Origin of the sequence: Serinicoccus chungangensis (genome assembly GCF_001483745.1) — a bacterium.
GTDB lineage: Bacteria > Actinomycetota > Actinomycetes > Actinomycetales > Dermatophilaceae > Ornithinicoccus > Ornithinicoccus chungangensis_A.
The window spans coordinates 1-4,816 of the sequence record NZ_LQBL01000013.1; the positions used below are offsets into that span (position 1 = coordinate 1).

General features: G+C 64.2%; 5 protein-coding genes and 1 pseudogene. 3 read left to right on the plus strand and 3 right to left on the minus strand.

What is annotated here, in order from left to right:
- The first annotated feature begins 214 nt into the window (after positions 1-214).
- Positions 215-580, plus strand: coding sequence for a hypothetical protein (locus AVL62_RS05560; RefSeq protein ID WP_153011681.1), 366 nt, complete (start codon positions 215-217; stop codon positions 578-580).
- Positions 581-638: 58 nt separating this feature from the next.
- On the opposite strand, the gene AVL62_RS05565 is transcribed toward AVL62_RS05560, so the two are convergent.
- Positions 639-863 carry a helix-turn-helix domain-containing protein gene (locus tag AVL62_RS05565; protein WP_058890677.1) on the minus strand — a complete coding sequence of 75 codons (225 nt, stop codon included), beginning with the start codon at positions 861-863 and terminating at the stop codon, positions 639-641.
- Positions 863-1,342, minus strand: a complete 480-nt coding sequence (locus AVL62_RS05570; protein ID WP_058890678.1) for a DUF2975 domain-containing protein — start codon at positions 1,340-1,342, stop codon at positions 863-865. The genes AVL62_RS05565 and AVL62_RS05570 overlap by 1 nt, the downstream gene beginning before the upstream one ends.
- A 236-nt stretch (positions 1,343-1,578) precedes the next feature.
- Between AVL62_RS05570 and AVL62_RS05575 the strand changes: the two genes are divergently transcribed.
- Complete coding sequence (locus tag AVL62_RS05575; protein WP_058890679.1) at positions 1,579-2,268, plus strand: GNAT family N-acetyltransferase; 690 nt, start codon at positions 1,579-1,581, stop codon at positions 2,266-2,268.
- A gap of 235 nt (positions 2,269-2,503) precedes the next feature.
- Here AVL62_RS05575 and AVL62_RS05580 read toward each other — a convergent pair whose 3' ends face one another.
- Positions 2,504-2,974, minus strand: coding sequence for a UPF0158 family protein (locus AVL62_RS05580; protein ID WP_058890680.1), 471 nt, complete (start codon positions 2,972-2,974; stop codon positions 2,504-2,506).
- Between the two features lie 229 nt (positions 2,975-3,203).
- Between AVL62_RS05580 and AVL62_RS17775 the strand changes: the two are divergent.
- Positions 3,204-4,696 (plus strand): annotated as a pseudogene (locus tag AVL62_RS17775) (amidase).
- Positions 4,697-4,816: the final 120 nt, after the last annotated feature.

Consider the following 4,816-nt stretch of genomic DNA (forward strand, 5'->3'; position numbering starts at 1 on the left):
CGCCCCGCCTGACCCGTGAGCCCACCGCGCGGCCAGCGGCATGACAGTGCGCATGGCGGCGCACCACCAGGGTCTACTTGCAGCCCTTCTCTTACCCTTGGGGGAAGAGCCGTGTGGTCCCTTACCTGGTCCTTACCGACTGCTCGGCTGCCGACCTGAAGGCTATCTGAGTGGGGCATGTGCGTGCGCCCCAAGCCTCCATACGATGCGGTACATGAGAGGCGACGAAGATCGGGTGGTTCAGGCCTTCTGCGACTACATGACTCGGGAGGGGTGGTCCGTCTCGCGCGAGGTCAATTTCGTCGACGTAGTCGCCCAGAAGGACGGCTGCAAGCTCCTTGCGGAGGTCAAGGGACGCACCGCTGCCATTGGCCTCGATGTGGACACAATGTTCGGCCAATTGCTGCGGCGCATGCCTCCGACCAGACCCACGGAGACCACCCGATTCGCCGTCGTGGTGCCGACTGGCGCGGCTGAAGCCGTCCGACGTGTCCCTGCCTGGGTACGTGAGGAGCTGCGCATCGACGTCTATGTCGTCGATGACGACGGAACAGTTACGCCCCCTGGCCCCAGCACTTGACGCGGTAATACAGGATGGCTCCGAGCGCTTCTCAACGGAGACTTGTACCCGGTCATCCTCAGACTTCGGCGCCGGTGTCGACGGGCACCCACTCGAGAAGGTCTCCGGGCTGACACTGCAACACTTCACACATTCTTTCCAGTGTGGTAAAACGCACCGCCTTGGCCCGCCCGTTCTTCAGGACCGCCACATTGGCTGGGGTGATGCCGACTCGCTCGGCGAACTCTCCGACGGACATCTTGCGCTTGGCCAGTTCCACGTCGATGCGGACGACGATCGGCATCAGATAACCATCTCCATCTCTGTACGCAATTTCGTGGCCTGCACCAGCATCGCTCGCATCACCCAGACCAACAGGGCCAGACCGGAGCCGGCGAGCACACCGCCCAGCAGGGCAAGCATCCACAGCAGCGGGCCAGCGATCGTCATCGATTGGTAGATGAGCGTCGCAAGGCACACCAGGCCAGCAGCGGCGAAGGCTGCGATGATGCCGTCCACCCACCCGAGCGCGCTGGGGCTAAAGACCTGCCCGTCGCGGACAAAGCTCAGCAACCGGATGGTGCACACGAGCACGGCCTGGACGCAGAGAAGGCCCAGTACCGCGAGACTCAGCATGGGCCAGCGCATGTGCGCCTCGGCAGGAAGGTCTCGAGCCATCTCCCCTGAGAGCCACGGCAAGAGCACGGTCTGCATCAGCAGGATCATCACCGCAGCCACCAGCAGAAGTGCGCGTAGGACGTTGATGACGACTCGTTGGCTCATGCGTGTAGTCTCGACAGATATCGATCGAAAGTCAATAGATGAGGTCCTGCGGCCTGAGGCGGGTCAGGGACCAGCAGGGCAGGCCGCTCTCGGTGTGCTCGCCGGCCACCACCCAGGAGTTGGACTACAACCACGCGCCGCTCCACTCGCGGCAGGAGCGTGCACCCTCGAGCCTAGAATCGGCAGCCAGGCGCTCCTGGCATACCCTCGCACCGGAAGGATCTTCCTTGCCCAGGATGAACGAGTTCGATCAGCCCGTCGGCGACCCTGTGCCTGGCTGGGCATCGGCCCCCCTCCCATCGGCGGATGTGCTGAGCGGGAGGTTCTGCGCACTCGAACGTCTCGACCCAGACCGACACGCGGTGGATTTGTATGCCGCATACGCGTCGGCTAGCGATGACCGTGCTTGGACCTACATGGCTTTCGGACCGTTTCTATCGTTTGAAAGCTACTACCAGTGGTCGGTCGCTGCCGCCGATAGCCCCGATCCTCGGCACTACGCCCTCACCGACGCAGCAACTGGTAGGGCACTCGGCACCCTCGCGCTCATGCGCCATGACCCGGCTAATGGAGTCATCGAAGTCGGCTCTATTGTCTTGTCTCATGTCCTGCAACGCACAGCGGCGGCGACCGAGGCGCAGTTTCTCCTCATGCGCTACGTCTTCGAGGACCTGGGATACCGGCGCTACGAGTGGAAATGCGACAGCCTCAACGAACCGTCACGGAAGGCTGCCGAACGATTAGGGTTCACATACGAAGGGACCTTTCGCCAGGCGCTTGTGTACAAGGGCCGCAATCGCGACACGGCGTGGTTCGCCCTTACTGAGAAGGAGTGGCCTGCCGTTCGCGCTGCTTTCGAGACGTGGCTCAACCCTGCCAACTTCGACACGCAAGGACGCCAGCGCAAGAAGCTCCAAACCCGGTGACCGGCCTGGGATGACGTGCGCCCTCGGCGATCACGCCGCTCCTGGCCTCCTTCGTTGATGGCGAGTGGGAGACGGTCAGCAGGCTGCCCACCCCCGGCCGATGAGTATTTCGCGACAAGGTGAGACTCCCGAGGTGCGGCATGGTCGGACGCTACGCGACCACAGCGGCAGTAGCGTGCGGCCACGCTCCATGCGGCAAATGCGTGCGGGCCGTCGTGCAGTGTTTGACTTCGTGTTAGGGCACGTCGGGGTCGGGGTGGTCCTGTCGATACTGGTCGGCCTCGTCCTCGGAAATGAGACCTTCGTCTGCGAGCCATTCAACCGCTCGCCTGTTGGCGCGGGCCTCTCGGAAGGCGTGCCAGCCCGGCAAAAGCTCGGGAAACTCCTCGTACAACGCGTTCTTGAACCGCCGGAAGGCGCCCTTGCCGGCAATGGCTCGTGCTAGTCGGCGTCCCGCAGCATCATCGCTGATCCGGTCCGCGAAGTCGGCCATGTCCTGGTACCAGACGTACGACGGGAGCGGATCGATGGGCGTGAGGTCCACGTCCTCAAGGTCGACCGGGTTCTCCCCGTCAAGACCAGTGTCAGAGGTCCAGAAAGCCACCTGCCCCGACATTGGGTCGATCAGCCACCGATGGTCGTAGTCGGTCTGGTCGGAAAGTGCCGTGGCGATCTCGTCCAAGTCAAGCTGGCTGAGCTCGAGCATGACCTCACAGTAGAAGGGATGGCGTCGACGCGTGCATCACTCCGCCACATGTCCCGTGGTCAGCGTTCGCTCGTCCGCCGCACCGACGGCGCTCGGCAGCGTCGTGCGCCTGCGCGCTGCTGCCAGCGCACGCCGAGGCGCTGAACGCGAGCCCGAGGCCGTTGTCGTTGGTGTCCACCGTCCCTAGCATGAGGCGGGCGGGTTGCCACCGGTTCAAGGAGGAATCAGGATGCCGCACGATTCAGACGTTGCGTATGTGACTGCGACCGAGCTCGCCCGACGAGTGCGCGAGCGGGAGGTTTCACCGGTGGAACTGGTAGATGCGTTCGCGGCGAGGATCGAGGAACGCAACCCCAGCCTGAACGCTTTCGTCTTCACCGACTTCGACGGCGCGCGCGAGGAAGCGAAGCGCGCCGAGCAGGCACTCACGGACGGGTCGAGCATCGGTGTGCTGCACGGTGTGCCCACCGCCATCAAGGACCTGTTCGACTTCAAGCCAGGATGGCCCGCTACGTTCGGCGGTGTCAGGGCACTGGCCAACTTCAAGCTGGACACCCACTGCATCTTCGCCGAACGGGTCGAGAAGGCCGGCGCCATCATCCTGGGCAAGACCAACTCACCGGTGATGGGCTACCGCGGCACCTGTGACAACCCCTCTTCGGGGCGACGTCCAACCCCTTCGACACGGCCCGCAACTCGGGCGGGTCCTCAGGAGGTAGCGCCGCGGCCGTGGCCGACGGGCTCGTGCCCTTTGCAGAAGGCACCGACGGTGGCGGCTCCATCCGCATCCCCGCCGCGTGGTGCGGCCTGTACGGGTACAAGGCATCCTTCGGGCGAGTGCCCTCAGTCGTGCGTCCCAACGCCTTTGGCAGCACCATGCCTTTCCTGTTCGAGGGCCCCCTGACCCGCAATGTCGACGACGCCGCCCTGGTTCTCAACGCCCTGTCTGGTTACCACCCCGGGGACGTGTTCAGCCTCGATGAGGAACCGCACGACTTCGTCACCGACGTCCACCGCGACATCGCCGGCATGCGGATCGCTTACACCCCCGATTACGGCATCTTCCCGGTGGACCCACGGATCCGCGGGTGTGTCGGCCAGGCCGTCCACGCCCTCACCGAGGCGGGCGCGATCGTGGAGGAGATCGACCTGAGGCTGCCGTACGACCAGCATGAGCTGAGCGGCCTGTGGTGCCGCCACATCATGCTGGTCAACGTCGGTGCGTTCGAAAACTTCAAGCAGAACGGCCTCGACCTGCTCGGCGAGTACCGTGAGGACTTCCCCGATGGGTACCTGCGCTGGGCCGACCACGTCTACGGGATGTCCATGACTGAGCTGAACCAGGACTACGTCATGCGGTCCGCTGTGTACGACGCCATCCAGTCCGTCTACGAGGACTTCGACCTGCTCGTATCCCCGACATTGGCGGCGATTCCAGTCCTAAACGCGGACACACCCGGAGCCACCGTGGGTCCCAGCGAGATCGAGGGTGTCGAGGTGGACCCCTACATCGGCTGGTGCCTCACTTACCTGACGAACTACACCGGACACCCGGCCGCTTCCATCCCCGCCGGGCTCGTCGAGGGGCTTCCAGTTGGGATGCAGATCCAAGGGCGCCGGTACGCCGACGGGGACGTATTCGCCGCCAGCGGCGCGTTTGAACGGGTCCGCCCGTGGGTTGGCATATACGAGACCCCCAAGGCACGACGACTAACCTTCTGAAAATCTGTCGCAACGACTGCCGACGTGGGTGCGGCGGACGCTCGCCCCGCGACACTAGCGTTCGTCCACGCGCCATGCGGCATGTCCGGATGCTGCTACTGAGGTAGCAATAATCATCTT

Bases quoted from the DNA above. Each gene is read 5' to 3' on its own strand.
- AVL62_RS05560 (WP_153011681.1), top strand. From the start codon at position 215: ATGAGAGGCGACGAAGATCGGGTGGTTCAGGCCTTCTGCGACTACATG.
- AVL62_RS05565 (WP_058890677.1), bottom strand. From the start codon at position 863: ATGCCGATCGTCGTCCGCATCGACGTGGAACTGGCCAAGCGCAAGATG.
- AVL62_RS05570 (WP_058890678.1), bottom strand. From the start codon at position 1,342: ATGAGCCAACGAGTCGTCATCAACGTCCTACGCGCACTTCTGCTGGTG.
- AVL62_RS05575 (WP_058890679.1), top strand. From the start codon at position 1,579: ATGAACGAGTTCGATCAGCCCGTCGGCGACCCTGTGCCTGGCTGGGCA.
- AVL62_RS05580 (WP_058890680.1), bottom strand. From the start codon at position 2,974: ATGCTCGAGCTCAGCCAGCTTGACTTGGACGAGATCGCCACGGCACTT.